Below are 25,856 nucleotides of genomic sequence, written 5' to 3'. Positions count from 1 at the left end.
TCAATCGCGAGCTTAGGCCGCGGTTTTGGCCTGTTTGCCCGCAACAAATGCGGTGCCTTCATACTCCTCAGCGTCATCCGCCGCGCCGTCAAAAATCGCATCACTTGTCACCCCGCCCCCCTCAAAGAGGGTGAACTGCCCCACCAAGCGCTCGAGCTCGTCGGCTTCTTCTTTCAAGGTGTGACAAGTGGTGTTGGCGTTTTGCGCCATGGCGGCGTTTTGCTGTGTGACCTGATCAAGCTGGGCCACACCGGCGTTGAGCTCCCCAAGACCGGTGGCCTGATCGCTGGAGCCTGCCGCCATCTCAGAGACCAGCTCGGAGATATGGCCTACGCGGTGCACGATGTTTTCCAGTGCCTTGCCTGTCTTGTTCACAAGCTCCACACCATTGCTCACATGATCCGTACTTTCGCCTATTAGCGATTTGATCTCGGTGGCGGCTTCTGAGGATTTTTGCGCCAGCGCCCGCACTTCGGACGCCACAACCGCAAAGCCACTGCCCGCGTCCCCGGCCCGAGCAGCCTCAACACCTGCGTTAAGCGCCAAGAGGTTCGTTTGGAAGGCAATGTCGTCAATGACACCAATGTTCTGCGCGATCTGGCCTGACGATTCTGAGATTTCCGACATGGCCTGAACGGCTTGCATGACCACCTGACCACTTTCGGTCGCCTCAGAACGCGCGCTGTCGGTTGTGTTCTGAACGCCGCGCGCGCCTTCTGCTGCGGCGCGCACGCTGGAGGTCAGTTCCTCAAGCGCTGCGGAGGTTTCCTCAAGTGTCGCCGCCTGATTTTCACTGCGGCGTGAGAGCTCCAGCGAAGCTTCCGTGATGCCTGTTGCAGCATTGCGGATGCTGGAGGTGTTGTGCACCACGCTTGCCAGCGTGTCGTTGAGCTTTGCCATGGCACCGCTGAAATCAGTGCGTAAGGAGGCGTATTCCTCTGGGAAAGTCTCAGAGAACTTGTAGGTGAGATCCCCTTCGGCCAGACGCTCCAATCCGGCGCTGATCTCCGCGACCACTTTGTCCTGCTGCGCTTTCAGATGCTCCTGCTCGGACTTGAGCGTATCAGAAGCGGCCTGCATATCCAGCGTGTCATGACGGAACTTATCAAAGGCTCGAGCCAAGCTGTGAAGCTCACCGCGACCTTCCAAGCCATCAATTTCAGCCTCGTAATTTCCTTTGGCAAAGTCATCGAGCACGGTGACCAGGTATTTGATCCGTCCGATCACCCGCTCAAAGGCGGTCACAGCAAATGTCAGAACCAATAAGGACACAATCAAACCAATCCAAATCAGGCTGTTCAGACTCGACTGGGCCTCGGCTTCAAAACCTTCGGTGATTGCCGCAACCTCAACCACAAATTCAAGCTCTTTGGCGCGCAGCAGGTCGATCCACCGGCTGGAAATCTGAAACCATTCCCCAGCGGTGATTGTCAGCTCTTCATGCGAGCCAAAACGCGGGACAATCTCATTTCGCGCGGCTTGCAGCGCCTTGAATTCTTGGCTCGCCAGAAGGTCGGTTTCCCATTTGGATTCTGCCAAAACACCGGCGGTTTCATGTAGCAGAGCAAGCTGCTGCCCTCCGAGCGCAATGTAGCGATTGTGCAAATCCAAGGTGAAGCCCCGGCCCAAACCAGCAGCCCCTGTGGCGCGCTCAAGTCCGGCGCTTTCTTTAGCAGATCCAACCAGAGCCCGAGCGTGCAAGATGGCCTCAAGTCTGCCGCCGGCGCTTCCGGTTGTCGGCGGGCGCGCCAAATCGATCAGCAGGTTGATGGTGCCCGTGTAGAACGCCGCCATCTCCGGTACAGTTGCAGCCGCTCTATCGATCCGCCCACGCATGTCATCCAAGGCGTCAAACCGATCTTCGACCTCCGCCATGAGTTGCGCTTTTTCCGTCACCAAGGCAACGACCTCTGCGCGCATTCCCGCGATCACGTGGGAGGCTTCCTGGCGTTGCGCCTCCAGCTCTTTGGCGAAGTTTTTGCCACTTGAGGCGATGAAGCCTGCAGAGTATCCGCGCTCCTTCTGCAACTCATGGATCACATCATCGACCAGCGCCTCTTCATGGGTGATCACTGTGATTTCATGGGCCTTCGCGAGCGCCGCACGCTGGGTCGTGATGTCTTGGAATTTGAGGTAGCCCGCATATACAAAAAGCGGGCCGATAACCAACAGCATGACTAATCTGAGTTTCATCGCGGTGTCCTAACCGGGTACGTTTATTTCCTGAGTGGAGGCACTTTGTGGTCCAATAAGCTTACAAGAGCTTAAAGCTGACTTTCCCTTGCGCCTTTTGAGACGTTAGGGTAGCTAATGCCCCATATTTGAGCATTTTTCGCTGCCTTTCCATACACTTAACTTGATATATTTCAACGCTATTGGTGTAGAATCACTCTGTGCTTCCCGCATAGGTCACTGCCCTAGAGCAGCTCTCAGCGCCTCAAAGGCCGCCTGCGGGGCCAATCCAACAGAGCACGGCACGCCCCTCCTCAAAGCCAAAGCCGCCCTATCTCCGCATTGGCGCCTTTCTTTTGTCTGCATTTGACTGCTAGATTTTGGGTGCAAACAATGCGGAAACGCGCGACGATGAGCTACGATCAAAACCAGTCTTCCCAAGATGCGGACCTTGCAACGCAGCAGAGCCTTCCGGCGCTGCATGACCCTGATGTGTTCTGGGAAAACTTGACCGTCGCCGCGCTTAACGACGCGGTTTTGGCGCAGAACCATATGATCAGTGCAACGCGGTCACATGAGGCGCATGCCGCCTTTGATATGCTGCGCACCCGCCTGTTGCAGGCCTTAAACGAACATGGCTGGAGCCGGGTGGCCGTAACCGCCCCGACGCGCGGCTGTGGCAGCAGCTTTGTCAGCGCCAATCTGGCGTTTTCCATGGCGCGCCTTGAAACGGTGCGCACCGTGATGCTGGACATGGATTTGCGCACCCCGAGTTTGGACCAGGCCTTGGGCCTTGATGCGCCAGATTCGATGGCGGATTACCTGAGCGGCACAATTGCGCCGGAAAACTTTCTGATCAAAGCGCGCGCCAACCTGGCGCTGGCACTGAATGACACCCCAAGTGAGAACTCTGCGGAGCTGTTTCAAAATGAAATGACCGGCACCGTTCTGGAGGAGCTTGAGGAAATGCTCTGCCCGGACCTCATGTTGTTTGACATGCCTCCGGCTCTGGAATTTGACGATGTTCTGGGATTTCTCCCAAATGTGGACGCTGTTTTGATTGTTGCCGGTGGTGGCGTTTCAACGGCAGAGGATGTGCGCAAGGTCGAGCAGATCCTGTCTGAGGTGAAGCCCATCCTGGGCGTCATGTTGAATAAGGCTGACGGGGCGCTGTCTTACTAAGACACGCTGAGCACCCGCAGGCGCAGCTCCATTACTGACTGATGAGAAGACGGCGCCAGCGCTTGTCCAAGGCATATTTCTTGGGACCGGACAGCGGTCGCAGTGCGAACATCAAATCATCACGGCCCTCCGGCAGCGATGCTTTTGCAATCGCGGCCTGCTCCGCAGACATATCCCCCGCAAATGTCTTGGGCGAAAGGATCGCCTGCACATAGTTGGCAAGGGTTTCGGCATTCTCTTCAGACAGGATATGCGTGAGCAACCCGCTGCGGTGGGAGTCGGCTTCCTCGCTCTTGGGCGCTACAAGAACGTTGGACCAGATCAGTGAACCCTCCTTGGGAACCACATAAGTGTAATTTGAATTGGGCACGTGCTTTGCCAATGTCAGGCCAACCGTACTCCAAACCAGACCCAGACAAGTGTCGCCGGAGCTCATTTCTTCCAACTGTTTGGCGGAGATGCCACGCAAATGGGGCATAATCTCGCGAAGGGTGGCAAAACCAGCATCCAAGTCTTCGGTCGTAATACCATTCGGATCGCGCCCAAGATGATGCAAAGTAATGGCGAAGACCTCCTGTGCGGACTCAACAATTGAAATGCCGCAATCAGAGAGCGCTGCCGCGTTTTGAGGATCAAAGAGCAGATCCCAGCTGTCCAGTGGGGCATCCGGCAGGCGCGCGCGGATCGCTTCCACATCCATCACAAGCCCAGTGGTGCCCCAGACATAAGGCACATAGTAGTCTGCCACCCGCGACAGCGCATCAGTTTGCGCAACAGAGGCTGACGCTGGTGCCGCCTCCCAGTCGATCGCCACGGGCGTATCGATCGGCATCAAAGCGTCCATGTCAGCCAGGCGTTTCACAATTTCTGCCGGCAGTACTGAGACGTCATAACCCGTGTTCTGGGCCGCCAGCCGGGCTTCGGCTTCGTCTGGCACCATAAACGTGTCAATCACCAAGCCTTCCGGGTGTTCTTTGACAAAGCTCTCGGAAAACGCATCTGGCGTGCTTGCGCGCCACGTATAAAGCCAAGCGAGATCTTCACCCGCTTTCAGAGCCGTGGGGCCGAAACAGACCGTGGCCGCCAATCCGAGTGGGCGAAGAAAGTGCTTGAAGGTCATGCGCTGAGATCCTCTCGATCATCCGCCTGTGGCGTGTCAGGCCAATGACGCAGAAGTTCCGCGATCAAAGCTTCGCGCGTGATCGGTTTTTCAAGGTAGCCGCTCATCCCTGCCATCGCGCTGGCATCTGCATGTTCATCCAGCGCATTGGCTGAAAGACCGACAATCGGCAGGGTTTGGGCGTTGGGAATGCTGAGATCGGCCCGGATCTGGCGGGTGGCTTCCAGCCCATCCATGACAGGCATACGCACATCCATCAAAACCAGATCCGGCATCCAGTCGCTAACAAGTTTGACAGCCTCTTCGCCGTTTCCGGCCAAGCGCACTTCGCACCCCAATTTCTGCAATAGCTTTTGTGCCACCATCTGATTGACGCGGTTGTCGTCGGCGACCAGCACAAATTTGTCAAACAGTGCATCTTTGATGACCTGGGGGCGCTCCTTGCGATGCAGCGCTTTGGCCACAGGGATTATTAGCGCAAACTCAGATCCCTCGTGCAGGACGCTGTGCACATTGATCCGCCCGTTCATAGTCTCTGCGAGACGCTTCACGATAGACAGACCAAGGCCGGTGCCGCCAAAACGGGTGGTGGTGGAGGTGTCTGCCTGTTCGAACTGATTGAAGATGCGATCCACCGCTTCAGGCGAAATCCCAATCCCCTCGTCTTTCACGGCAATGCGCACAAAACGTGGGGCGCCTTCCGGCCCGGGCATGTCCTCAAGGTGGACCGTGACCTTGCCGTTCTCGGTGAATTTGACGGCATTGCCGACAAGGTTGCTCAGCACTTGACGGACCGCGCTTGGCGCGGCATGCAGATACCAACCAGCATCTGACGGGGACACCGAGACCGAAAGCTCTACATCGCGCCCAATCGCCTGACCTGAGAACAGGTCGGTGGTTTCGCGACAAAGGGTCTCGAGATCAAAATCGACAAACTCCAGTGTCGATTTTCCAGCCTCTAGCTTGGAGAGGTCGAGCACATCGTTGATGATCTGAAGCAGATCCCGGCCGCTGGAAGAGATCATCCCCAACATGCGCCGCTGTTCTTTGTTCAGCTGCGTATCAGAAAGCACATCGGCAAGCCCCAGCACGCCATTTAGCGGCGTGCGGATTTCATGGCTCATCGTGGCGAGGAACATGGATTTCGCTTCTGAGGCAGCTTCGGCTGCGCGCTGGTTGCGTTCGATCTCCATCTGCGCGCCCAGCACATAGCGCTCCATGGGAAGGTGGGCGAATTGGATCGCAATACCCACGCCCAGAATGGTCACCAGCAATGCTGCGAGACCGTAAAGCACTTGATCATCCGCAGCGGCCTCCGCGGCTTCCACCTCTGACTGGCGCACCCGGTTGAAAAACGGCATGAGACGGAAGGACAGATCAGACGCCAATTTGGCCGCAAGGTTGATAGATGTGTCACTGGCACTTGCCGCGACCACCACATCAGCCAGATAGAGCACCTCTTCGAGTTCCATCAACGGATTCATGTTGGGGCGCGTCAGGATGGCCTCCGCATCCGGCGAGAAACTCTCTACAACGTTTGGGCCCGACAGAGCGTCAAAAGCCTCTTGCGCGTTATGGGCCGCACGACGCAGCTGTCCGCGCAAAACGAGATTTTGGCTTTGGCTTTCTCCGTCCTGAATTTGATGAAACACAACCGACATCTCTGAAAGCGATAGCAGGATGGCATCAATCCGGGTGGTGTTATTTGTGCGCGTCTCCACAGCGTCGCGTCCAGAGAGCGCAACCACAAGGGCAATCAACGAGGCCACCAGCAAAATGGCCAGCGCTGTCCCACTGCGCAGGCGAAGAAATCTTTTGGTTGTGCGCAGTTGGGCCATAATCGCTCAGCGGAGTAGTCGTGGTTTGCAAGCTAACCTGTCAGTGGCAGCGAGTGCTTAAAGAAAGATTAACCATATAGCGCACAAGTTGTCTGCCACCACAATTTTTCAAACTTGTGAACGATGCTGGCGTGCACCAATTGCCCGTTGGATTGCTGGGAAAATCAGGTTTCCCGATCTCCCAAACTCTTGGTGAGTTTGGAGATCACAACGTACAGCAGGACAGACAACACCCCGAGCGTCAGCATTGCGGCAAACATCAGGTCGGTCTTGGCACGACCATTGGCCAGAAGCATCAAATAGCCAAGCCCCTTTGACGCCCCAACCCACTCACCGATCACAGCGCCAATCGGCGCGTAGACCGCCGCCAGTCGCACCCCGGCACCCAAAGAAGGCAGCGCAGCGGGAACGCGAATGTGCCAAAGCACGCGAGACGGGCTGGCCTGCATAGTTTTGGCAAGGTCGAGATAGCCCGGTGGCGTGCGCATGAGCCCGTCAAAGAAGGCCGAGGTCACGGGAAAATAAATGATCAGAACCGCCATAGCGATCTTTGACCACAGCCCGTAGCCGAGCCAAAGCGTCAAGATCGGGGCCAGTGCAAAGACCGGAAGCGCTTGTGTGAACACCAGAATGGGCTGCACCAGCAAACGCGCTGTTTTGGATGTGGCGAGCTGCAGCGCGGTAAAAATGCCCAGCGCCGTGCCAATTGCGAGACCCAACAGCACTTCTTGGGCGGTGACCAACGTATGTTCTGCAATCACAGCGCGGTTGGTCCACCAGGTTTCCGCCACCAACATCGGGCCAGGCAGGATGAACCGCGGCAGCTCGGTGAGTGAGACAATGGTTTGCCAGACGGCAAGCGCAAAGAGTGTGGCGGCTACGGCCGGAAGAATTTTCATGCGGCCTGTCCCATCAACAAACGCAAGAGATCTGACTGGCAGGTCAGAGTTTCCATCGCTTCGACTGCGCGCGGCACGGCGGTTGCAGGTGGCGCAACCGAGGTCAGGCCTGCTGGCGTCATCACGTGGATGGCATGCCCAAGCCGTGCGGCCTCGCCGGGATCATGCGTGACAACCAAAACCGTGCGACCGGCCAGAAGCTCGACTGCAAGATCCTGCATGGCTGCGCGGGTTTGCGCATCAAGGGCAGAAAAAGGCTCATCAAGCAGGATGATGGGTTTGTCTTCCATCAAGGTGCGCGCGAGCGCGACCCGTTGTCGTTGGCCACCGGATAGCTCGGAGGGACGTTTGCCGAGATGATCCCGCAAGCCACAGCGATCAAGCAGTCGGGAAAGCCGCGCGTCATCCGCTTTCTGGCCCCGCAAGCGTGTGCCCAAGGTGATATTTTTCTCAACCGTGGCCCATGGCAAAAGCAAGTCATCCTGCGCCATGTAGGCGATACGATCAGCAACACCAGCGCCATCCGTAGCCATTATGGTGCCGTCAAAGGCTGCCCCCGTTGGCAAATCAGCCAACAGGCGCAGAACCGTTGTTTTTCCAACACCGGACCCGCCCAGAAGGCAGGTCCAGCGCCCGGCATCCAGCGTCAGAGACAAAGGTGCAAAGAGCTGCCGCCCCTCAATGGAGGCCGCGCCCTTAAGCGTGATGCCGGGTGCGTGGGTCATGGGGTCAGGCCCATCTGCCAGAAGCTGACTTCCAGCTCGGTTGCCTTGCGGAACTTGTCACACAGCGTCGCGAAACGCGGGCTGTTTGCATAGTCTTTGCCAAGGCGACGTTCCAAAGCGCTATCCAAAAGCAGCCCAACCGCTGCGCAATCGCTTTGAAACCCTTCGCCAGCATAAGTACCGATCCAGTCTGCGTAGGCCTCGGAGGTTTTTTCCTGTCCCAAACGCGCACCGATCTCGCCATACCCCATCACACAGGGGGCCAATGCCGCCAGAAGGTCCAAGAGATCTCCTGAGTAGCCGGCCTCCAGCACAAAGCGCGTGTAAGCGAGGTTTTCAGGACGTTCAGGCGTTACAAAAAGCTCATCCTGCGGGATGCCTGCCGCTTCGCAAATACCGACATGCAGTTGCATTTCCTCAGCCACCAATGCGTTGACCGTGGCAACCGCAGCGAGCATTTCCTCATGGGTCTCAGATTTGACCACCGCCAACGCCCAAGCACGAGAGAAATGGATCAGAAACACATAATCCTGACGCAGATAATGCAAAAACGCTTCGCGCGGTAGGGTGCCATCCTTGAGACCTTCCACGAAGGCATGGCGGGTGTAATCCGCCCATGCCTCCCCTGCGGCCTCGCGCATCAGCGCGAAGCCACGACCGTACTCTGGCGTGTTCATTCTGCAGTCACGTCGATGGTGATGGCATCCACAGGGTTGGTGCCCTCGATCATACCGCTGTCATGCAGGAACTGCTCAAAGCGCGCATAACGACCAGCGTCATAGCCCGCAGGGCGCAGTGCGAAACGTGGCAGGGTGTCGACCCAAGCGCGCGCGTTCAGCTCGTCCTGAAGCTCGGTGGAGGTGGATGCGAAGATTTCCCAGCTTTTTTGCGGGTTGTTCACGATGTACTGGGTCGCCTTTTCGGTCGCCGCAATGAAACGCGCCACTTTGTCGGCATCCATGGTGTCCGGGTTGGCCACATAGATCAGCTCATCATAAGACGGCACGCCCTCTTCTTCGATGTAGAAGCAGGTGCCCGGCGCGCCTTCGATGTCCATCTGGTTGAGCTCAAAGTTGCGGTAAGCGCCGATCACAGCATCCACCTGACCAGACATCAGGGATGGGGACAGCGAAAAGTTCACATTGACCAGCTCAATGTCATCGGTCGTGACGCCATATTTGCCCAGAACGGCGCCAAGCACGGCCTCTTCGACACCCGCCACAGAGAAGCCAACCTTCTTACCCTTGAGATCGGCAGGGGATTTGATTGGGCCATCTTTCAGAACCAGCAGGCAGTTCAGCGGGGTTGCCACGAGGGTGCCAACGCGCTTGAGCGGCAGGCCTTCGTGGATCTGCAGGTGCAGCTGCGGCTGATAGGAAACCGCGAGGTCAGCCTGGCCAGCAGCCACAAGGCGCGGCGGCATGGAGGGGTCAGCTGGTGGGATCACCTCAACCTCAAGCCCCTGCTCGGCAAAATAGCCGTTCTCTTCGGCGATGATGATCGGGCCGTGGTCGGGGTTTACAAACCAGTCCAGCAGCAGGGTCATCTTGTCTGCGGCAAAGCTTGGGGTGGCGGCCAACATGGCCAGGGCAGTCACTAGGTGCTTCATGCGTCTCCCTCTCGAGTTAAGAAGCGGAAGCCGCGACGAGAACAATCTCGCCGGGCCAAAATTCGGTTGCGGATTCTGCAGCGCGCCAGGCACGCAGACCTGTGGCACAGCACAACGCGAGGCGGCCGGTGCCATTTGCAGGCAAGGTCTCTTTGAGTTTTGCGGGGTCGATCCGGCGCGCATTGGGGTGCGCTGGAATGGCGGCTTCATCGGCGTCGCGCAGCTCGACAATGGTGTCGCCGCTTTCCAGCATATCCGGGCTGACGAAGGGGAAGGCCTGCGCCGGTTCAGCTGCGCCGTCAAAGCGGAACGACGCGCTGCGCAGAGTTGTGGCGTCATATTGCACCATCTGGCCAAGCGGACTCGGGCTCAAACCGATCAGACAGGACAGCGCCATTTGCGCCTGCAACGTTCCGATCATGGCAACCACCGGCCCCAGCACCCCAGCGCTGGCGCAACTGGCCGCGTTTTGCGGGGCCTCCGGGAAAATCGCGCGCAGCGAGGGCGCGCCGCCGCACACACCGGCAGCATAGCCCGAAAATGCAAGGGCAGAACCGGTGATCAGGGGCACATTCTGCGCGAAACACACATCGCTCAAGGTGTAGCTGACCGCGTAGCTGTCAGCGCAGTCGAGCACAAGATTGGGCTCTTCGACCATGACCGACGCCACCGCAGGGGTAAGTGTCGCCACCACGGCCTCAACCGCGATATCGCCGTTGATCGCGGTGCACCGCGCAGCGGCCACCTCAGCCTTGGGCAAACCTTCGTCCCGCTCTGTGAACAGAGTTTGGCGGTGCAGATTGGAGCGCTCTATGCGGTCGCCATCCACAATGGTGATGCGGCCCACACCCGCCCCTGCCATAAGCGGCAGAGCGCTGGCAGCCAAACCACCCGCGCCAATCACCAGCACATGAGCGGCGGCGAGCTTTTCCTGCCCGGCATCACCAACCTCAGGCAAGATCATCTGGCGCGCGTAGCGGCTCATCTTGAGACCTCCAACCATGCAAGCACGCGCGCTTCCGGGTCGGAATTGAGCGTGATGTCGGTCACTGCGGACACGATATCGGCACCGGCCTCAAACACGCCCTGCGCGCGCTCGACAGACATGCCGCCGATCCCGACAAGCGGCACAGCTCCCACGCGAGCCTTCCATTCGGTCACGCGGGGCAGGCCCTGTTGGTGCCATTTCATCTTTTTTAGAATGGTCGGATAGACCGGGCCAAGTGCGACATACTCCGGAGACATCGCCAAAACACGCTCCAGCTCATCATCGTCATGGGTCGACACGCCGAGTTTGAGACCTGCTTGGCGGATCGCTTTCATATCCGCGTCGTCGAGATCTTCCTGCCCGAGGTGAATCCACTCGCAGCCCAGATCAATCGCCGCCTGCCAGTAATCATTGATCACCAGTACCGCGCCGTATTCGCGACAGAGCGCCTGACCTTCGGCAATCTGGGCGCGCACATGTGCCTCTGGCTGATCCTTGATGCGCAACTGCACGAGTTTCACACCAAGCGGCAACATCCGCTTGAGCCAGCTCACGTCATCAAAAATGGGATAGAAACGATCAAGCATCATGACAGGAAGGCCTTTCCAATTACCGGCGTGGAGGCTTCGGCCATATCGCGCGCCTCAATGGGATCGGCTTCAAACGCGGCTTGCCCGGCTTCGACGGCCAGCATCATGGCTTTGGCCATAGCCGCAGGATCTCCGGCGCGGGCGACAGCGGTGTTGAGCAGCACCGCGTCAAAACCCAGCTCCATGGCAGCCGCCGCATGGGAGGGCAGACCAATGCCCGCATCCACCACCAGAGGCACATCCGGAAATTCGGCCCGCATGGCGCGCAGGGCGTAGATGTTGTTGAGGCCCCGGCCGGAACCAATGGGGGCACCCCATGGCATCAGCACCTCGCACCCCGCCTCCAGAAGGCGCTCGCCCACAATCAAATCTTCGGTAGTGTAGGGGAACACCTCAAAACCGTCTTCTGAAAGGATGCGCGCGGCTTCCACGAGCTGAAACACATCTGGCTGCAAGCTGTCGGTGTGGCCGATGAGCTCAAGCTTGATCCATTTCGTGTCAAAGACCTCACGCGCCATATGGGCGGTGGTGACAGCCTCTTTGACGGTGTGACAGCCCGCGGTGTTGGGCAGCACGTGCACACCCAGATCCTGAATCATTTTCCAAAATGTTTGCCCGGTCCCGCCAGCCCCTTCACGACGCAAAGACACCGTGGCCACGCCAGCGCCACTTGTGCGGAAGGCCTCTTCGAGAATGGCCGGGCTTGGATATTGTGCGGTGCCCAGCATTAGCGGATTGAGCAGATCAACACCATAAAACGCTCTCATCACTCAGCCTCCCTGCATCGGTGCGACAACTTCGATGCGGTCGCCATAATTCAACGTCTGAACGCCGCGCATGGTGGCCGGAACAAAAGTTTCATTGAGAGAGGTCGCCACGCGGCCCGAGAAACCGCATTCTTCCAAAAGCGCGGCAAGGGTGGTGGCAGCGACATCGCGCGCCTCTCCGTTAAGCACGATCTTCATCGACCATCTCCGAATGTGTGTTGTGAAGCGCCAGATCTGCCACGCCGCGCGCCAAGGCTGGTGCGAGCAGGTAGCCATGGCGGTAAAGCCCATTGGCGTAGATTGTCCGACCCAAGCGACGGATGCGTGGCAGGTTGTCAGGGAACGCGGGGCGCAGATCGACGCCAATTTCCAGAACTTCGGCCTCGCCAAAAGCCGGGTTCAGTGCATAGGCCGCGCTCAGCATTTCCAGCATGGCGCGTGCGGTGATGCGGCTGCTGTCTTCGCTTTCAATCATTGTCGCGCCAAGCATATAGATACCTTCGCCGCGCGGTACGATATAGAGCGGGATACGCGGATGCAGCAGGCGCACAGGGCGGGTGATTTCCACGTCCGGACAACGGATGATGAGCATCTCGCCTTTCACTCCACGCAGATCATAGAGGTATTCGCGCGCGGACAGACCGCGACAGTCGATGGCGTTTTCCAGCGACGACGGGGCAAGGCGTTTGTGAAAGATGACACCGTTGTCTTTGAGACCCCGGTAGAGATCCTGAAGCGCCTGCCGCGGGTTGAGGTGCGCCTCACCCTCAAAGAAAAGGCCTTGCCCAAAACCGTGCAGATCAGGCTCCAGCTCGGTGACTTTTTCACGCCCCACCTCGACAAACTGTTCCGTGCGGCGGGCAAAGCGGCGCAGGTCCGGCAAATCCCGTTTGTTGGCCACAACCAAAGTGCCTGATTTGGTGACAGGGGTCCGTTTGGCCCACCAGTCGATCGCCTCCTGCCCCAGCCGCAAGACTGGCTCTTCGGCGTTTTCATATTCACACCATGGCGCAAGCATGCCCCCGGCCCACCAGCTACAGCCATGGGGGCCAGGTGGTCCGGCAGGATCAAATACCTGCACCTCGGCCCCGCGCTCCATAAGCTCGGTGGCCACGGCCAATCCAGCCACGCCCGCACCTATGACGGAATAAAGTGTCATGCAGGCCAAACCCGGTGGAAATGGTGCAGCGGCCCGTGGCCCTTGCCGATGTTGAGATCATCAGCCGCAGCAATCGCGCCCTGTAGATAGGCGTGCGCTTCCCTCACAGCCTCCTCAAGGTTCAGCCCCTTAGCCAAGCCTGCCGCAACCGAGGACGACAGGGTGCATCCGGTGCCATGGGTGTTGCGGGTGTTTTTGCGCGGCGCTGTAAATTCGGCGGCAACGCCTTCGGGCGACACCAGAAAATCTCGGCAAATTTCGCCGCTCGCATGGCCGCCTTTCATCAGAACCGCTTGCGCGCCCAGCGCACAAAGCGCCTGCCCCTGCGCCACCATGGCTGCATCATCTACAGCAGAAGTTTGGTCAAGAAGCCGCGCGGCTTCGGGGAGGTTGGGTGTGATCACCGCCGCGCGTGACACCAAAACCTCGCGCAGCGTTGCCACCGCTTCATCGGCCAATAGCGCGTCACCGGATTTGGCGATCATCACGGTGTCGAGCACCACAGGGCCCGCGAAATCCTTGATTGCCTCGGCCACCGTTTGGATGATTTCCGGCGTGGCCAGCATGCCGATTTTGATGGCATTGACGTCCATATCTGAGAGCACAGCATCAATTTGTGCACGCACCACATCAAGCGGGATCGGATGCACAGCCGTTACGGCTTGGGTGTTTTGCGCTGTCACGGCGGTGATCACACTGGTGCCAAAGGTGCCCAGCGCGGAAAACGCTTTCAAATCTGCCTGAATACCTGCGCCGCCGCCGCTGTCAGAGCCGGCAATTGTCAAAGCGATACGTGCCAAAGTGGCGCCTCCCAGTTCGCAAACGGGATTCCGCACGGCAAAAACGTCATCTACTTTGACACCGTTCCCTCCGCCGGAATTGCCCGGATCAGGTTCGATGGGTTTACGCAAGCGCGACTCTCAGCCCCAACAAGTGGGACACCCCAACGGTTTGGGCGATGCTTACAAAAGGCCGGACGCAACGTCAAAACAAAACGACACCCAATGCAGGCATCAGGTGTCGTTTTATTCGGCAAGACGGCCAGCGTACGCCGAGGTTACCTCCAGCGTCGCGCGATTATTCCGCCTCATCCATAGGAGCGGCATTAAGCTGTGCATATTTTTCCGCACCGAGACGCTCGTGCAGTTCGAGCTGGGTTTCGAGGAAATCTATGTGACCTTCTTCATCCGCGATCAGTTCTTCAAACAGCTTCATGGACACGAAGTCTCCTGCCGACTGACAGCAAACACGCGCTTCTGCGTACAGCTCGCGCGCGCTGATCTCAGCGGCAAGATCGCACTCAAGTGTCTCAAGCGGCGTTTGGCCGATGCGGAGCGGATCTAGCTTCTGGAGATTTGGGTGACCGCCCAGGAAAATAATGCGGGCGATGAGCTTGTCAGCATGCTCCATCTCTTCGATGGATTCTTCACGGCTTTTCTTCGCCATGTGAAGCAATCCCCAGTCCTCTTGCAAACGATAGTGCAGCCAATATTGGCTGACAGCGGTCAACTCATGTCTTAGGGATTTATTCAGGTATTCAATAACTTCTGGATTGCCTTTCAATGGGTAACTCCTCCGACTGTGGCTTGCGCAAACCACAAAGGTGCGCTGGCACAGAGAGGTTATCATTTTTGCGCATTGTGTCGAGGAACAGCGGCATGCAGCCGCCACAATCCGCCGCTTTACCCAAAGCGTGATAGACTTTTCCTGGATTGATCAAAGCCGCTGGATCAGAGGCACGCATCCAGTCGATGGCGGCGTGAATCTCTTGATCTGATATGTTCATGCAGTGGCAAATGATCATGACAGGTCCAGTTTATTTAGTGAGGATCAGTTTTCCCTGCCGCGTGATGCGCAAGGTGTATTCTGCTTCATTCAGCCGAATGCGCGCCAGATTTCCGCCATCGGTCAGACTCTCCGCGTCGTGGATCGGCGTCGATTGCACAGTGTTTGCGTCAAAGCGGTCGGTCATATTTGAACTCTTATTTTCTTCGCGTGACATCGCATTTCGCCTTCCAGGTGTAGGCACAGTCTCTTCACCCGCTATCGATTCGGCTTTCGCACAGCATCAGAGCAAGGTGAGTGCTTTTTCTTACTAAAACAGTAAGGAAGGTCAATCAGAGTTTTTTAATCAGGTTTAAAATTTTAGAGAGCAGGCGCGCCTGTTCGATGGCGGTGGGGAGCGCAGAAGGCCGCAACAGCCAGTATGAGACCGGACACAGTCGCGATCATGCCTGCCGCGCTCACGGCGTCCTCAAACCCGATCCACAACGGCCCGTATCCTGCCAGCACATAGCCAAGAACAGCGGAGAGCCCCGCAAACACCACGCTCCATGCAATTTGATGCTCAAGACGGTTGGTCATCAGCCGCGCGGCGGCGGGTGGGCAGATGAACATGGCGATCACAATGATCGACCCGACCGCATCAAAGGCCGCCACAGCAGCCAACGCCGAGACCATCACCACAGCGATGCCAAGCGCGGTGGTTGGCACGCCCATGGACTGCGCGAAGCTCTCATCAAATGTGGAAAGCACCAAGGGCCGCCAAAACAGCCAGAGGAACACGACCACCCCGCACAAAGCGATGGCAACGCGGGCCAGCTCTGGTGGCAAACCGGCAAGCGCCACTGGGGCCAACAGGCTTTCCCAGCCAATCGCATCCAGCCAGATCAGGCTTTCCAGATTGCCATAAAGCGCGTGTTCCACATCCAGATGCACGCCGGAGGTGTCGCTTTGTTCCAGCAACAAAACGCCAGCCGCAAAAAGCGTGGTGAAGGTGAGCCCCATGGCGGCCCCAGGCTCGATGTTGCCCAAACGGCGGATGGCTTCGATCATCACTACAGCGACAACGGCCGCACCGGCAGCGCCAAGCATCATTGGCACGGCCGCGACGATGCCTGTGAGCAGAAAGGCCGTGACAATACCCGGCAGAACCACATGGGAGATGGCATCTCCGATCAGGGCCTGTTTGCGCAGCAAAAGAAAGTTGCCGGGGAGCGCACAAGCGATGGCCGACAGCACGCCGATCAACATTGGGGTTAGTGACAGAGGGACAAATTCCACACCGCTCATGGCTGTACCTCTTTGGGGCCACCAATCCGGTGGTCAATCTCGGCGGTCTGGTCGGCGGTCAGCACGGTTTCGATATCGCGAAGCCCGTCATAAAGCGCGGCGGCGCTTTCAAAGGCCTGATCCTGACGCACGGTTTCCCAGCGTTTCTCATCCCGAAGCGCCTTGGCGGCGCGCGCCCGGCCTGTGTCGGTGGCGACACCATCGGCATGCGCCAATCCGGCGCGACGCAAAAGACGCAGCGTATAGGCCTCATAGATCGGCTGCCCCTGCGCCAAAGCTAACAGGCCCTGCCGCAAATGAACCCGGCGTTGGAAACGGTTGTGGCGGATCCCGACAGCAAGCAGACCGCGATTGGGCGCGAGCAGAAGCGACAGTGCAAAGAGCGCGAAACTGACCAAAACGATGATCGGACCGGTGGGCAGCGCTGGCGCGATGGCCGAAAGGCTGGCTCCGATCCACGCGGCAGCCCCGCCAGCAAGACCAGCGATCAGCGTCATACGGTCGGTTCGATCAGTCCAGAAACGGGCGGTGACCGGCGGGATAATCAGCATCGCCACAATCAGGATCAGCCCGACAATTTTCAAACCAATCACCGTGACGGCCATGGCCAGCGCCATGATCGCCAGATCCATGCGTTGCACATTCAAGCCGCGCGCGGCCGCATATTCAGGATCAAACGCCAGCAATGTCATCGGACGGCGCAGGATCACAACCACCAGAAGCGTCAGCGCGCCGCCTACGGCGATGACCATCGCATCGTTAAACAACATGCCCGCCGTGGCTCCGAGCAGGAAGCTCTCAAGCCCTGCAGCACGCCCGCTTCCCATGGTTTGAATGACTGTCAGCAAGACAATGCCAAAGCCAAAGAACACCGAAAGCACTGCGCCAATGGCGGCGTCCTCAGAAAGCCGGGTGCGCTGGGTCAGCAGATTGACGCACAGCAGCCCGATCCACGACGAAAGCGCGGCGCCCATAAGCAGGCCAGGCAATGACCGCCCATCGCCCCCAAGCAGCACCATCACAATAAAGGCCAGCCCGACACCGGGCAGGGTCGCGTGGCTGATCGCATCGCTGACCAAGGCACGTTTGCGCAGATAGAGAAAGGTTCCGGTGACACCGGATGCGACACCCAGCAAAGTGGCACCCACAGTCACCAGCGTGGCGTTGTAGCCAAGCTGCAAAGTCAGAGCGTCAAGCAACATGGGTTAGCCTGCCGCGAGTTCCAGCTGATCGATCTGCCCGGTTGCCAGACGTCCGCCGTAGGTCTTGTGGAGCCTATCTGGTGTAAAGGCCTCCGCTACAGTGCCTTCAGCAACTCTACGGGTGTTGATCAGGAACACACGGTCAAAATAAGTTGGCACAGTGGTCAGGTCGTGATGCACGGCCACCACGGTTTTGCCTTCAGAACGCAGCGCCTTGAGCACGTCGATGATGGCTTTTTCTGTGGCGGCATCTACGCCCGCAAAAGGCTCATCCAGCAGATAGAGATCAGCGTTTTGGGCCAAGGCACGCGCAAGGAACACGCGCTGTTGCTGACCACCGGAAAGCTGGCCAATCTGGCGTTCTGCAAATTCGGTCATGCCCACGCGCTCCAGACAGACGCGCGCTTTGTCCATATGGTGCGGGCGAATGCGGCGCAGCAAGCCCAGTTCGCGGGACAGCCCCATCAGCACCACATCAATCACTCGGGTTGGGAAATCCCAATCCACACTGGCGCGCTGTGGCACATAAGCGATGCGGTGTCGCGCCGACTTGAGCGGCTTGCCAAAGACGGTCGCCTGCCCCGCGAGAGGCGACACAATCCCGAGCGCCGCCTTCAGCAAAGTCGATTTGCCCGCGCCGTTCGGCCCGATGATCGCGGTCATGGAGCCTTCGGCCACGGTCATATCGACGGAAAACACAACCGGTTTCTGACCGTAAGAGACGGTCATGCCACGGATCGCCAGCGGGCTGTCAGAAACAGAAGAAGATGAGGGCGCTACACCCTCGTTTGCTGCCAGGGAAACGCTCATCTCTTTCTCCTTATGACCCAACCGTCAGATCACCAGACATCCCGCGCACCGGAGCCTGTCCGCCAAGCGCCCGTGAAATCACAGTGATGTTGTGGTCAATCATACCGACATAGGTGCCTTCATAGGCGCCTTCCGCCCCCATGGCATCCGAGTAAAGCTCGCCGCCAATCGCAACCTCATGGCCCTTGGCCGCAGCGCCTTCAACAAGGGCGCGGATCGAACGGTCAGAGACGGAGCTTTCGACAAACACGGCACCGATCTGGCGCGCGACCAGCATATCAACCAGCTCACCAATCCGGTTCAAACCGGCCTCTGACTCGGTTGAAATGCCTTGGATGCCCATAACCTCAAACCCATAGGCCTGACCAAAATACCCAAAGGCATCATGGGCTGTCAGCAAAATGCGCGCCTCTTGCGGTACGGAGGTCAACGCGTTGGCCGCATAGTCACTCAGCGCATTAAGCTCCGCCAGAAACTCTACGGTATTGGCCTCAAACTGCGCAGCGGCTTCCGGCATCTTCTCTGTAAGTGCGTCGCGGATACGCTCTGCGACAAAGACCCAGAGCTTTGGATCCATCCAGACGTGAGGATCAAATTTGTCCTCATAGTCGTCGTGGCCGCGCAAAAGTGTCTTTGGCAATGTGTCTGTCACCGCAACAACGGTGCCGCGCTTCTCCAGCTTGTGGAAAAACTCTTCCATCTGCGCTTCGAGATAGAGGCCGTGCCACAACACAAGGTCCGCCTTGGTCAGTGCCACGATATCGGTGCGGGTCTGGCGGTAAGCATGCGGATCAACACCCGGTCCCATCAGCCCCTTTACTGCGACCAGGTCTCCGCCAATGCGGCGCGCCGTGTCGGCAATCATCCCGGTGGTCGCCACAACCTGCAGCTTGCCAGCAGCGAATGCGGGCATCGCACCACCCAAACTTGTCGCTATGGTTGTCAAAATAAAGTCGCGCCGAGAGAATCGCATTCTGCCCTCATTCACCAGTTCAGATTGAATATGAGAACCATTCTCAAATATGTCAACGCTATTGCGACTTATTCGCATCTTTTACCTGACCATATGGTCAAAAAATGAGCAAATGCGCGCCACCATACCTTGCCAAGCACTCATATTGTAGGGCATTTTGAAGCCTGTTTTTCGCAACAGGATAGGCCGATGGCTACGTCAACACTGACCTCCGAAGGGCATCAGCTGCCCACCGCATTGGAGCCGCGCAACCCCGGCATGGCGCTGGATCTGGACTGGGTGCGCAGTGCGCAGGCCAACACCTCAGCTATTGAACGCCGCGCCAAGACGCTGCCGGGCCGCCGGTCTGTCAAAAAAGACTACCAGGCGGCCTGGTTGTGCAAGGCAATTTCGCTGATCGACCTGACGACGCTCTCCGGGGATGACACCGAAGGCCGCGTTGAACGCCTTGCAGCCAAAGCCGCCCAGCCTGTCCGCGCCGACCTGCTGGCCGCACTTGGCATGGAAGGCCTGACCACGGGAGCGGTCTGCGTGTATCACGATATGGTCGAAACCGCGGTAAATGCCCTCAAAGGCACCGGCATTCCTGTGGCGGCGGTGTCAACCGGTTTTCCTGCGGGCCTTTCTCCCTATCATCTGCGCATTGCCGAAATTGGCGAGAGCGTAAAAGCAGGTGCTGAAGAAATTGACATCGTCATCACCCGCCGTCACGTGCTGCAGGGCAACTGGCAGGCTTTGTATGATGAAATGAAAGACATGCGTGAGGCTTGCGGCGATGCCCATGTGAAAGCCATTCTGGCGACTGGCGAACTGGGCACACTGCGCAATGTGGCAAAGGCTTCGCTTGTCTGCATGATGGCAGGCGCTGATTTCATCAAGACCTCCACCGGCAAGGAAAGCGTGAACGCGACCCTGCCCGTCACCCTCGTGATGGTCCGCGCGATCCGTGACTATTATGAGCGCACAGGTTTCCGCGTGGGTTACAAACCTGCGGGCGGCATTTCCAAAGCCAAAGACGCGCTCGTTTATCTGTCGTTGATCAAGGACGAGCTGGGAGACCGCTGGTTGCAGCCTGACCTCTTCCGCTTTGGCGCATCTTCCCTGCTCGGCGACATCGAACGCCAGCTCGAACACCACGTCACCGGCCAATACTCGGCCTCCTGCCGCCACGCGATGGCTTGATCCGAGAAAGGCTGACACGATGACCGTAAAAGAGATTTTTGAGACCATGGATTATGGCCCTGCCCCAGAAAGCGCCGCAGATGCGCTGGCTTGGATCGTCGATCAAGGCGCGGCCTTCGGCCATTTCGTCGACGGTGCCTGGACCGCGCCGCGCAAGGACTTCCAATCCAAGAACCCCGCCAATGGCGAAACGCTGGCAGACCTGACGCAAGCCTCCCAAGATGAGGTCAATGCCGCGGTCAAGGCGGCGCGCAAGGCCCAGGGCAAATGGGAAGGTCTTGGCGGGCATAGCCGCGCAAAATACCTTTATGCCATTGCGCGCCTGCTGCAGAAACACGCGCGCCTGTTTGCAGTTCTGGAGACACTGGATAACGGCAAGCCGATCCGCGAAAGCCGCGACATCGACATCCCGCTGGTGCAGCGCCATTTCTACTATCACGCTGGCATGGCGCAGCTGATGGAAGCAGAGCTGCCCAACGCTCAAGCGCTTGGTGTTTGCGGCCAGATCATCCCATGGAACTTCCCGCTGCTGATGCTGGCGTGGAAAGTGGCCCCTGCGCTTGCCATGGGCAACACTGTGGTGCTGAAACCGGCGGAGTATACCTCCCTTACCGCGCTGCTCTTTGCTGACATTTGCCAACAGGCGGGCCTGCCTGCGGGCGTGGTGAACATCGTTACCGGTGACGGCGCCGTCGGCGAAATGATCACCACGCATGACGACGTCAACAAAGTGGCCTTCACCGGCTCCACCGTTGTGGGCAAGCGCATCCGCGAAGCCACTGCTGGATCCGGCAAGTCTCTCACGCTGGAGCTCGGCGGCAAATCACCCTACATCGTGTTTGAAGACGCAGACATCGACAGCGCCATCGAAGGTCTGGTGGATGCAATCTGGTTCAACCAAGGCCAAGTCTGCTGCGCAGGGTCCCGCCTGCTGGTGCAAGAAGGCATTGCCGAGCGCTTCCACGCCAAGCTGAAGGCGCGCATGGACGGGCTGCGCATTGGCAACCCGCTGGACAAATGCATTGATGTGGGCGCTGTGGTGGATCCGGTGCAGTTACAAACCATCACCGAGATGGTCGCAAGCAACACAGAGGGTGAAACCTACCAAGCCGCCATCGACATGCCGGTGGAAGGCTGCTTCTATCCCCCCACACTGATCACTGGCCTCGCCCCCTCCTCCAAGCTGATGCAGGAAGAGATTTTTGGCCCGGTGCTCGTCTCCACCACCTTCCGCACCCCATCTGAGGCGGTACAGCTGGCCAACAACACACGTTATGGCTTGGCCGCGACATTGTGGACGGAGAACGTCAACCTTGCGCTCGACATCGCGCCCAAACTCGCTGCCGGCGTGGTTTGGGTGAACGCCACCAATCTCTTTGATGCCGCCGCCGGCTTTGGCGGCGTGCGTGAAAGTGGCTACGGCCGCGAGGGGGGCTGGGAAGGACTTGCCGCCTACACCAAGCCTAAAGGCACCGCCAAAGCACTCAAGCCGGTTGAAGCCTTCACCGGTGACAAAGGCCCGGTGGATCCGCTGGACCGCACACCCAAGCTCTATGTCGGTGGTAAACAGGCGCGCCCGGATGGCGGTTACAGCCAGAATATCTACGGCAAAAACGGCGCACTGCTTGGCCAGGCGCCGATCGCCAACCGCAAAGATGTGCGCAACGCTGTCGAGGCTGCGCATGCGGCCAAAGGCTGGTCCGGCACCACTGGCCACCTGCGAGCGCAAATCCTTTACTACATTGCCGAAAACCTCTCCGCCCGCAGCGAAGAGTTCGCGCGCCGCATCGACGCGCTGACCGGCGGCAAAGATGGCGCAAACGAAGTTGACGTCGCGATCAGCCGTCTCTTCACCTATGCGGCCTGGGCCGACAAATACGACGGCCAAGCCCATGGCGTGCCCATTCGTGGCGTCGCCCTTGCCATGAAGGAACCGGTCGGTGTGATCGGCGCGCTCTGTGCTGACGAAGCCCCGCTTCTTGGCCTGATCTCTGCCATGGCTCCAGCCATCGCAATGGGCAACCGCGCCGTGCTTGTCGCCTCCGAGGCTTTCCCGCTCGCAGCAACTGATTTCTATCAGGTGCTGGAAACCTCCGATGTGCCAGCCGGTGTGGTGAACATTCTCACCGGCTCTCACGCGGAACTCGCAGGCTCGCTGGCCGGGCATCTGGACGTTGATGCGGTTTGGTCGTTCTCCAGCACCGACTTGGCGCAGGAGATTGAGGCCGCAAGCGCGGGCAACCTGAAGCGCACCTGGGTCAACAACGGCGCTGCCCGCGACTGGCAGAGCGCTGATGGTGAAGGGCGCGCCTTCCTGCAGGCCGCAACCGAGGTCAAAAACATCTGGGTGCCTTACGGCGAATAAGGCCCGCCCTCTGGAAGTCGAAACAGCCCTGCCCGCGCGGGGCTGTTTTCATTTGCGACCCTCTTTCAGGGGCGATACCAGTGAGACACCATCAAGTCAGGGAGCCCGTTATGACACCAGAAGAGATCGCAAAATTGCCCTACCGTGAAAACGTGGGTGTGATGCTGGTGAATGGCGACGGCCATGTGTTCGTCGGCCAGCGCCTCGACAGCGAGGTCCCAGCTTGGCAGATGCCCCAAGGCGGGATCGACAAAGGCGAAAGCGCCAAAGACGCCGCCCTACGTGAGCTCGAAGAGGAAACTGGCGTCTCTGCAGATCTGGTGACGGTCGAAGCGGAAACCGCAGACTGGATCGCCTATGATCTGCCGCATGACATCGTGCCACGCATCTGGAAGGGCCGCTTTCGTGGACAGAAACAAAAGTGGTTTCTTCTGCGCTTCCACGGCACCGATCGCGATGTGAATATCGCGGTGGATCATCCGGAGTTTTCCGAATGGCGCTGGCTTCCGGTCGGTGATTTGGTCGACAACATCGTGCCGTTCAAACGTGAAGTCTATGCCCAAGTGGTGGCGGATTTTTCTGAGAAGGTCTGAAGCGGCCGAGGGCGCGTAACAAGTACCAAACATCGCCCATGACATTCCAAAACATCGCCGCTAGAACACATACACCACGGCCCCGTGGCTCAACTGGATAGAGCAGCCCCCTCCTAAGGGGCAGGTTGCAGGTTCGAATCCTGCCGGGGTCGCCACATTCCCTCGCCACACACACATCAACGAACTTCCTCAGGCGCAAAAAAGCCCCTGCCGGGGAAGGCAGGGGCTCTGGGGGAAGACGGAAGTCGTCAGGGGTTATTGAAGGGCTTCCGGTGCTTTGTCAGCGATGTCAGTCCAGTTGGTGTCTGCGCGCTCGATGAAGCCAGGGACGTCTTCTTCCCAGCGCACCTGAATGTCTTGAGACAGGTTCAGGAACAGTTCGCCGTCAACGATTTTCCAGTACTCTGGGTCACCGTCGAATTTGAAGCCCATGGCCGCACCAAAGGCGCAGTAACCGCCGTACTGAGGCAGGTAGGCTTCTGGATCTGCTTCAAAAGCAGCTTTGTGCTCTTCGTTAGCGAAGCGGTAAGTCGCGTCGTTGTAGATGGAAGAGATGCGGTAGTCACCTTTGGTTGGTTCACCTTGGGTGAAGTATGCAACCGGGTCGTAGCCCTGCAGTGCCAGGCCAGTGGAGCTTGCGTTCAGTTCAACGCCTGCGGCGATGGAAGACGTTGCGAGAGCAACAGACAGAGCTGCGCCGGTAACCAGTGTCTTGAAGATTTGCATTTGGAAACTCCTTAGCGTTTTGGATCTCGTTAGGAACTGCTTGGTTCCTTATGGGGAATGATGTAACATTGGGAACCGAATGGTACAAATCACATCGATGTGAGCACGCAGACACATTTGGAAAGACGAGAGGCAAATGGCGAGACCTAGGGAATTTGACATCGATCAGGCGATGGATGGTGCCATGGAGATATTCTGGCGCCAGGGCTACAAAGCAACCAACCTGCCAGACTTGCTTGCCGCGATGGGTCTGACCCGCGGGAGCTTCTACAAGGCGTTTGAGGATAAGGAGAGCGTCTATCAAGCGGCACTGGAACGCTATGATCAGACAGTCGTGACCACCACGCTTGGCATCCTGCGTGGATGCGAAGAGAGCTCCGCCACAGACTGCCTGATGCCGATGTTTACCCCCTCAGACAAATCGAGCTTTGGCTGTTTTATCTGCAACGCCATGGTCGAGGTCGCCCCCGAAAACCCCGATGTCGCCCGCAAGACACAAGACATGGCAGACCGACTGCGTGGTGGCATCTTGTCGGTTCTGGACGCCAAGGGGGTGGGCCAAACCGCAGCTTACAGAGAAGAGCTGGCAGATGTGATCCTGCATCTCTATTTCGGGTTTCAATCCATCGGCAAATCCGGCTCTTCCCGACAAGACTGGCGCGGCCGACTGCAACACCTTCTGGAAGAGGGCGAGTGAACCGCGGGGTTGAGAGCTGCTTGGCGCCTCTTTTGATGGTCAGAGGGGAGTTCAGTAGTCTCAAACAGGGAAACTGTGGCGCTCGGGTTGTCGCTGTTGACGTGTGTTGGGATGATGCTCTGCACTGGTAGTTAGGGAACTCCTTCCAAGCGCACTCTGTACTATGCCCTTAGCAATGTCACTCCAAGGCGCGAGAGGCGTCGTCAGATAATGGAGCTCGAAAGAAGCCTCTCGCCCCCATTACCGGCATAGGAGCGGAAAGTCACTCTGGTCGGCGTTTCGTGGGCACCCGACGCAGAAGCTCTCGGCCCGATAGCCTAGATCCGGGGCACAATCACGGGTCGCTTTCCCCAATCCGAGCATTAACCGCCGTCAGCAAAGGCATTTCCTGCGTCTGCTAGTATTCTTCGAGAATAAAAGATTTGGCGCATTTCGGTCGGTGCACTGTTTGCTATCTGCCACGGTATTCCCGTCTACCCCAAAATCGTTAGACATGTTTCTTCAGCGTCCTCCGGATCAAAACAACGCAAGCATATCCGACCAAACAAATGCCGAAAATTAAGCCTCCATAGAATACCGGGGCAGCCTCAGTTGTGAGAAAAAACGCCACTTTAGACTGAGCACCCTTGTAGTCAGTGAGGGAAGAAAAAAAAGCGGCCCAACAAGCGGCTGCGCCCAAAAAAACAACAGACGCAATCCCCTTTAGAAAGCCATTCTCGGCTCCCAATTTCTCTTCAATCGCAGCGTCATCGAAACCGATAAACACGAAATAGATGAAGTAGACAAAGAGCGTGATGGGTGCAGCGACTAAGAAAGCAGCAAAAAAGTACACCGCACTGCTGGAGGATTCAGCGAGATATTCAAAACGATTTCCTATGAGGAAAACATCGTAGAACCGCTCAAAACTTGATCTGGAAACCTGTTGAAAAAGTACCTTCTCAATACTCCATATGAGAACCATTGACCCAAACAAAATGACCAAAACTAGCCAATCATTTCTTTTGTCTCGCATTGTTAAATCTATGCCTATTCCCGGTACACGCGAAATTTTAGAGACCGTACACTGGCCTCAGCTCGGCAGAAACTCTGGTCAATCCAAGAAGCCCAAACCCCTCACAACGTTGCCCTTCGGCCACACCCTCGACTTCGCCCCTGATGCTTCCACAGAGCTTCCTCGGCTTGCGCGG

General features: G+C 58.1%; 27 protein-coding genes, 1 tRNA gene and 1 riboswitch. Of the genes, 6 read left to right on the top strand and 22 right to left on the bottom strand.

The features are described 5' to 3' along the window. Positions 1 to 12: 12 nt before the first annotated feature. Complete coding sequence (locus J7400_RS14570; RefSeq protein WP_209064579.1) at positions 13 to 2,193, bottom strand: methyl-accepting chemotaxis protein; 2,181 nt, start codon at positions 2,191 to 2,193, stop codon at positions 13 to 15. A 390-nt stretch (positions 2,194 to 2,583) separates the two neighbouring features. Here J7400_RS14570 and J7400_RS14565 point away from each other — a divergent pair, with 390 nt between their 5' ends. Next, complete coding sequence (locus tag J7400_RS14565; RefSeq protein ID WP_209064577.1) at positions 2,584 to 3,354, top strand: CpsD/CapB family tyrosine-protein kinase; 771 nt, start codon at positions 2,584 to 2,586, stop codon at positions 3,352 to 3,354. Between the two features lie 31 nt (positions 3,355 to 3,385). Here the strand turns inward: J7400_RS14565 and J7400_RS14560 are convergent, their stop codons facing one another. The 19 genes from J7400_RS14560 to J7400_RS14470 all read right to left on the bottom strand — a co-directional run bounded on the left by J7400_RS14560 (position 3,386) and on the right by J7400_RS14470 (position 19,046). Beyond that, positions 3,386 to 4,474 carry an extracellular solute-binding protein gene (locus tag J7400_RS14560; RefSeq protein WP_209064575.1) on the bottom strand — a complete coding sequence of 363 codons (1,089 nt, stop codon included), beginning with the start codon at positions 4,472 to 4,474 and terminating at the stop codon, positions 3,386 to 3,388. Next, positions 4,471 to 6,312, bottom strand: a complete 1,842-nt coding sequence (locus J7400_RS14555; protein WP_209064573.1) for an ATP-binding protein — start codon at positions 6,310 to 6,312, stop codon at positions 4,471 to 4,473. The genes J7400_RS14560 and J7400_RS14555 overlap by 4 nt, the downstream gene beginning before the upstream one ends. Before the next feature lie 164 nt (positions 6,313 to 6,476). Then, positions 6,477 to 7,211, bottom strand: coding sequence for an ABC transporter permease (locus J7400_RS14550; protein WP_209064571.1), 735 nt, complete (start codon positions 7,209 to 7,211; stop codon positions 6,477 to 6,479). Then, positions 7,208 to 7,936 (bottom strand): ABC transporter ATP-binding protein, encoded by a 729-nt coding sequence (locus J7400_RS14545; protein ID WP_209064569.1) that lies wholly within the window; start codon positions 7,934 to 7,936, stop codon positions 7,208 to 7,210. Before J7400_RS14545 ends, J7400_RS14550 begins: the two co-directional genes overlap by 4 nt. Beyond that, complete coding sequence (tenA, locus tag J7400_RS14540) at positions 7,933 to 8,613, bottom strand: thiaminase II (protein WP_209064567.1); 681 nt, start codon at positions 8,611 to 8,613, stop codon at positions 7,933 to 7,935. Before tenA ends, J7400_RS14545 begins: the two co-directional genes overlap by 4 nt. After that, entirely contained in the window at positions 8,610 to 9,545 is a 936-nt protein-coding gene (locus tag J7400_RS14535; RefSeq protein WP_209064565.1) for an ABC transporter substrate-binding protein, read from the bottom strand. Before J7400_RS14535 ends, tenA begins: the two co-directional genes overlap by 4 nt. A 16-nt stretch (positions 9,546 to 9,561) precedes the next feature. After that, the gene (locus tag J7400_RS14530; protein ID WP_209064563.1) at positions 9,562 to 10,530 is read right to left on the bottom strand and encodes a HesA/MoeB/ThiF family protein; all 969 of its coding nucleotides are present in this window, start codon (positions 10,528 to 10,530) and stop codon (positions 9,562 to 9,564) included. After that, positions 10,527 to 11,123, bottom strand: a complete 597-nt coding sequence (locus J7400_RS14525; protein ID WP_209064561.1) for a thiamine phosphate synthase — start codon at positions 11,121 to 11,123, stop codon at positions 10,527 to 10,529. Before J7400_RS14525 ends, J7400_RS14530 begins: the two co-directional genes overlap by 4 nt. Then, the gene (locus J7400_RS14520; RefSeq protein WP_209064559.1) at positions 11,120 to 11,890 is read right to left on the bottom strand and encodes a thiazole synthase; all 771 of its coding nucleotides are present in this window, start codon (positions 11,888 to 11,890) and stop codon (positions 11,120 to 11,122) included. The genes J7400_RS14525 and J7400_RS14520 overlap by 4 nt, the downstream gene beginning before the upstream one ends. Positions 11,891 to 11,893: 3 nt before the next feature. Continuing rightward, positions 11,894 to 12,088, bottom strand: coding sequence for a sulfur carrier protein ThiS (thiS, locus tag J7400_RS14515; protein WP_209064557.1), 195 nt, complete (start codon positions 12,086 to 12,088; stop codon positions 11,894 to 11,896). Beyond that, positions 12,072 to 13,049 (bottom strand): FAD-dependent oxidoreductase, encoded by a 978-nt coding sequence (locus tag J7400_RS14510; RefSeq protein ID WP_209064555.1) that lies wholly within the window; start codon positions 13,047 to 13,049, stop codon positions 12,072 to 12,074. Before J7400_RS14510 ends, thiS begins: the two co-directional genes overlap by 17 nt. Beyond that, positions 13,046 to 13,849, bottom strand: a complete 804-nt coding sequence (gene thiD, locus J7400_RS14505; protein ID WP_209064553.1) for a bifunctional hydroxymethylpyrimidine kinase/phosphomethylpyrimidine kinase — start codon at positions 13,847 to 13,849, stop codon at positions 13,046 to 13,048. Before thiD ends, J7400_RS14510 begins: the two co-directional genes overlap by 4 nt. A gap of 48 nt (positions 13,850 to 13,897) precedes the next feature. Continuing rightward, positions 13,898 to 14,005: riboswitch (TPP riboswitch) on the bottom strand. A 121-nt stretch (positions 14,006 to 14,126) separates the two neighbouring features. Further along, positions 14,127 to 14,612 carry a bacterioferritin gene (gene bfr, locus J7400_RS14500; protein ID WP_209064551.1) on the bottom strand — a complete coding sequence of 162 codons (486 nt, stop codon included), beginning with the start codon at positions 14,610 to 14,612 and terminating at the stop codon, positions 14,127 to 14,129. Then, positions 14,587 to 14,853: a (2Fe-2S)-binding protein gene (locus J7400_RS14495; protein WP_209064549.1), complete on the bottom strand. Its 267-nt coding sequence runs from the start codon at positions 14,851 to 14,853 to the stop codon at positions 14,587 to 14,589. Before J7400_RS14495 ends, bfr begins: the two co-directional genes overlap by 26 nt. Before the next feature lie 12 nt (positions 14,854 to 14,865). Next, positions 14,866 to 15,021 (bottom strand): hemin uptake protein HemP, encoded by a 156-nt coding sequence (locus tag J7400_RS14490; protein ID WP_209064547.1) that lies wholly within the window; start codon positions 15,019 to 15,021, stop codon positions 14,866 to 14,868. A 173-nt stretch (positions 15,022 to 15,194) separates the two neighbouring features. Continuing rightward, a complete protein-coding gene (locus J7400_RS14485) occupies positions 15,195 to 16,121 on the bottom strand; it encodes a metal ABC transporter permease (RefSeq protein ID WP_209064544.1) in 927 nt (308 codons plus the stop codon). Continuing rightward, complete coding sequence (locus J7400_RS14480) at positions 16,118 to 17,323, bottom strand: metal ABC transporter permease (RefSeq protein ID WP_209064542.1); 1,206 nt, start codon at positions 17,321 to 17,323, stop codon at positions 16,118 to 16,120. Before J7400_RS14480 ends, J7400_RS14485 begins: the two co-directional genes overlap by 4 nt. 3 nt (positions 17,324 to 17,326) lie before the next feature. After that, positions 17,327 to 18,133, bottom strand: a complete 807-nt coding sequence (locus tag J7400_RS14475) for a metal ABC transporter ATP-binding protein (RefSeq protein WP_209064540.1) — start codon at positions 18,131 to 18,133, stop codon at positions 17,327 to 17,329. 10 nt (positions 18,134 to 18,143) lie between these two features. Then, on the bottom strand, positions 18,144 to 19,046 hold the full coding sequence (locus J7400_RS14470; RefSeq protein WP_247738821.1) for a zinc ABC transporter substrate-binding protein: 903 nt from the start codon (positions 19,044 to 19,046) through the stop codon (positions 18,144 to 18,146). Positions 19,047 to 19,295: 249 nt separating this feature from the next. Here J7400_RS14470 and deoC point away from each other — a divergent pair, with 249 nt between their 5' ends. The 4 genes from deoC (at position 19,296) to J7400_RS14450 (ending at position 23,401) form a co-directional block, all read left to right on the top strand. Next, positions 19,296 to 20,288: a deoxyribose-phosphate aldolase gene (gene deoC / locus J7400_RS14465; protein WP_209064536.1), complete on the top strand. Its 993-nt coding sequence runs from the start codon at positions 19,296 to 19,298 to the stop codon at positions 20,286 to 20,288. Between the two features lie 19 nt (positions 20,289 to 20,307). Next, positions 20,308 to 22,653, top strand: coding sequence for an aldehyde dehydrogenase family protein (locus J7400_RS14460; protein WP_209064534.1), 2,346 nt, complete (start codon positions 20,308 to 20,310; stop codon positions 22,651 to 22,653). Positions 22,654 to 22,763: 110 nt separating this feature from the next. Next, a complete protein-coding gene (locus J7400_RS14455; protein ID WP_209064532.1) occupies positions 22,764 to 23,246 on the top strand; it encodes an RNA pyrophosphohydrolase in 483 nt (160 codons plus the stop codon). A 78-nt stretch (positions 23,247 to 23,324) separates the two neighbouring features. Next, positions 23,325 to 23,401: transfer RNA gene (locus J7400_RS14450), tRNA-Arg, on the top strand. A gap of 100 nt (positions 23,402 to 23,501) precedes the next feature. On the opposite strand, the gene J7400_RS14445 is transcribed toward J7400_RS14450, so the two are convergent. Next, on the bottom strand, positions 23,502 to 23,972 hold the full coding sequence (locus J7400_RS14445; protein WP_209064530.1) for a YHS domain-containing (seleno)protein: 471 nt from the start codon (positions 23,970 to 23,972) through the stop codon (positions 23,502 to 23,504). A 136-nt stretch (positions 23,973 to 24,108) separates the two neighbouring features. Between J7400_RS14445 and J7400_RS14440 the strand changes: the two genes are divergently transcribed. Then, positions 24,109 to 24,669, top strand: a complete 561-nt coding sequence (locus J7400_RS14440) for a TetR/AcrR family transcriptional regulator (protein ID WP_209064528.1) — start codon at positions 24,109 to 24,111, stop codon at positions 24,667 to 24,669. Positions 24,670 to 25,156: 487 nt separating this feature from the next. On the opposite strand, the gene J7400_RS14435 is transcribed toward J7400_RS14440, so the two are convergent. Beyond that, positions 25,157 to 25,681 carry a hypothetical protein gene (locus J7400_RS14435; protein WP_209064526.1) on the bottom strand — a complete coding sequence of 175 codons (525 nt, stop codon included), beginning with the start codon at positions 25,679 to 25,681 and terminating at the stop codon, positions 25,157 to 25,159. Between the last annotated feature and the right edge of the window lie 175 nt (positions 25,682 to 25,856).

Origin of the sequence: Shimia sp. R9_2, assembly GCF_017743735.1 — a bacterium.
In the GTDB taxonomy this organism is placed as follows: domain Bacteria; phylum Pseudomonadota; class Alphaproteobacteria; order Rhodobacterales; family Rhodobacteraceae; genus Shimia.
Note: the sequence above shows the minus strand (reverse complement) of the source record. Positions and strands in the feature narration are given on the sequence as shown.